General features: G+C 70.8%; 4 protein-coding genes. All 4 read left to right on the top strand.

The window, feature by feature from the left end:
- The coding region (locus tag ACFV9T_RS25775; RefSeq protein ID WP_385444319.1) for a hypothetical protein at nucleotides 1-241 on the top strand (241 nt) is incomplete at its 5' end.
- A gap of 107 nt (nucleotides 242-348) precedes the next feature.
- The gene (locus ACFV9T_RS25780) at nucleotides 349-687 is read left to right on the top strand and encodes a hypothetical protein (protein WP_385444321.1); all 339 of its coding nucleotides are present in this window, start codon (nucleotides 349-351) and stop codon (nucleotides 685-687) included.
- Nucleotides 688-886: 199 nt separating this feature from the next.
- Nucleotides 887-2,275, top strand: coding sequence for a C4-dicarboxylate transporter DctA (dctA, locus tag ACFV9T_RS25785; protein WP_385444323.1), 1,389 nt, complete (start codon nucleotides 887-889; stop codon nucleotides 2,273-2,275).
- Nucleotides 2,275-3,081: glycerate kinase (locus tag ACFV9T_RS25790; protein WP_385444325.1), on the top strand; the 807-nt coding region annotated here is incomplete at its 3' end. The genes dctA and ACFV9T_RS25790, both read left to right, overlap by 1 nt.

The following is a 3,081-nucleotide window of genomic DNA, read 5'->3' on the forward strand; positions in this document are numbered from 1 at the left end:
CGCTGGTGTTCCTCGTCCTGGTGGTGGGCATCGCGACCGTACGGCGGGGGCTGCGGACCTGGCGAGGTTCGACCGGTATCGGGTGAAGGTCACCTGCATCGACACCCGTGGCGTGCAGACTTCCTTCTTCGGCCCGTGGCGGATGGGAACGAGCGGTGACTGGTCCAAGCGGAAGTGCCCTGGCACTCAGGGCGGCGCGGTAGGCGTCTACAAGGCGGGCTACCAGGTCGAGTTGTTCTGACGCAGACCTGCTGACGCGGAACCGTCCTGACACAGAACCGTCCTGACGCGCGACCAACCGCACCACCAGCCCAGTCGTAGTTTTTCGCACATCACGGGGACACTCGCATGAATCGAAAGAAGTCTTTCCTCGCCATTGCCGGACTGGCCCTGAGTGCCAGTCTCATCGCGCCGAACGCCATGGCGAATGACAGCGGCGACGTATCGACCCGGTCCGCCGACTGCAATGCGTGGTCGAGGGGCGGCACCACCGGCTACTCCTACTGCTCGGGCCTGGGCCGCCTCGGCGCGCACCGGGTGAAGATCATCTGCGTGGACACCCGGGGCGTGGAGACCACCTTCTACGGCCCCTGGGTCTGGAACGGCAAGACCTCGAAGCGGAAGTGCCCCGGCACCCAGGGCGGCGCGGTGGGAATCCTCCGCGTCGGCTCGGAGATCAGGGACTGACCGTCCCAGCATGACAAGGCGGCGCCACCGGCCCACCCGGCGGCGCCGCCTTCGTCGTATGGGGAGCGGAACAGATAGGCGCCGCCTATACGGGGCATCGATTTTTGGTCGTGGACCCCCTGAGCTGTGGCCCGGTTCACTGTGGCGCAAGCTGGCGCGGACCGATCGGGCTCGGTGTCGCGCGATCAGGGAGGCTGCAATGACGCATACCCCGGACCAAGAGCGAGCCGCGACCCCGACACTCGCCCCGGCGAAGCCGTGGTACCGGCAGTTGTATATCCAGGTGCTGGTGGCGATCGTGATCGGCATCGTGCTGGGCTGGCGGTGGCCGGGTCTGGCCACGGACATGGAACCGATCGGCACGACCTTCATCACCGCGATGAAGATGCTCATCGGGCCGATCGTGTTCCTGACCATCATCGGCGGCATCGCCGGAGTCGCCGACCTGAAGAAGGTCGGGCTCACCGGGATCAAGGCGCTGACGTACTTCCAGGTCGGCACGATCGTCGCCCTGCTCACGGGCCTGGTCGCCATCAACATCTTCCGGCTCGGCGACGGCGTACACGCCGATCCGTCGACCCTGGACACCTCGGGCGACGCGGGCCAGTACATCGAGCAGGGCGCGCACCAGCACTGGTGGGAGTTCCTGACGAACACCGTGCCGAGCAGCTTCTTCGGGCCGTTCGTCGAGGGCGACATCCTCCAGGTGATCTTCCTGGCGGTGATCTTCGGGATCGCGCTGAAGTCGGTCGGGCAGGTCGGCGAGCCGGTCATCGCGGGCGTCCACCGGCTGACCGAGGTCGTCTTCAAGGTGCTGGCGTTCGTCATGAAGGCCGCGCCGCTCGGCGCGTTCGGCGCGATGTCGTACGCCATCGGGAAGTTCGGCCTGTCCACGCTGACCAGCCTCGGGTCGCTGATCCTGCTCTTCTACGTCACCTCCGCCCTCTTCGTCGTGGTGGTGCTGGGCGGTGTGCTCGCCGCGTACGTACGGCTGAACATCTTCCAGCTCATCCGCTACTTCAAGGAGGAGTTCTTCCTGATCCTGGGCACGTCGACCGCCGAGCCCGCCCTGCCGGGGCTGATGCGGAAGCTCCAGTTCATGGGCGTCGAACGGTCCACGGTCGGCCTGGTCGTCCCGACCGGCTACAGCTTCAACCTCGACGGCGCGGCCATCTACCTGTCCCTGGCCACCCTCTACATCGCGCAGGCCACGGACACGGCGCTGTCCCTACCTCAGCAACTCGGGCTGCTCGCCGTGATGTTGCTGACGTCCAAGGGCGCGGCGGGTGTCGCGGGCGGTGGCTTCATCGCGCTCACCGCGACGCTGTCGACGGCGGGACACGTGCCTGCGGCGGGCATCATGCTCATCTTCGGCATCGACAAGTTCATGTCGGAGTGCCGGGCGCTGGTGAACTTCTTCGGCAACGCCGTCGCCACCCTGTTCGTCGCCCGCTGGGAGAACGGCCTGGACGTGGCGCGGGCGCGCGAGGTGCTGGCGGGGAAGGGCGGCGAGCCACCGGCGGAGGCCGCGCCTGATCCCGAACGTGTCGTGGCGCCCCCGGCCCGCACCGCCGAGGTGGCCCCCTGATGGTGTCCGTGCTGATCGCCCCGGACAAGTTCAAGGGCTCGCTCACCGCCGACGACGTCGCCCGCGCGCTGGAGCGCGGGCTGCTGGACGGCGCCCCGCACGCCCGGATCCGCCGACTCGCCCCTGCGGACGGGGGAGAGGGGAGCGTGGCCGCCGCCTGTGCGGGCGGCCGGTTCAGCCCGGAGGCGATCACGGTGACCGGTCCGACCGGGCTGCCGGTCACAGCGTACGTCGCGGCGGACGCCCGTACCCGTACGGCCGTGGTCGAAGCCGCGGCCATCTGCGGGCTGGGCGTGCTGCCGGACGGCCGTACGACACCGCTCACCGCCACCAGCCGAGGCGTCGGCGAGGCCGTCCGGCACGCGGTGGCGGGCGGCGCGGATACGGTCGTCCTCGCCCTCGGCGGCGTCGCCACCACCGACGGCGGCGCGGGCCTGCTGCAGGCCCTCGGCGCCGTGCTGGCCCGCGACGACGGCACGCCGGTCGGCCCCGGCGGCCGGGGGCTCGCGGACCTCCGTACGGGAGACCTCGCCGCAGCCCGCAGCGCGCTGGCCGGGGTCGACCTCGTCCTCGCCACCGACGTGGACAACCCGCTGCTCGGGCCTACGGGCGCGGCGGCCGTCTACGGTCCCCAGAAGGGCGCGACCGCGAGCGACGTACGCACACTGGACACCGCCCTCGGCACCCTCGTCCGCGAGCTGGAGGCGGCGGGGGGGCCGGGCGCGGCGGGGGTCGCCGGCGCCGGGGGGGTGGCCCGACCGGGCCCCCGCCCCCCCGACGGCGGGGGCCGCGGCGCCCCGGGGGGC

It is taken from the genome of Streptomyces sp. NPDC059850, from assembly GCF_042731515.1.
Lineage (GTDB): Bacteria > Actinomycetota > Actinomycetes > Streptomycetales > Streptomycetaceae > Streptomyces.

Bases quoted from the DNA above. Each gene is read 5' to 3' on its own strand.
- dctA (WP_385444323.1), top strand. From the start codon at position 887: ATGACGCATACCCCGGACCAAGAGCGAGCCGCGACCCCGACACTCGCC.
- ACFV9T_RS25780 (WP_385444321.1), top strand. From the start codon at position 349: ATGAATCGAAAGAAGTCTTTCCTCGCCATTGCCGGACTGGCCCTGAGT.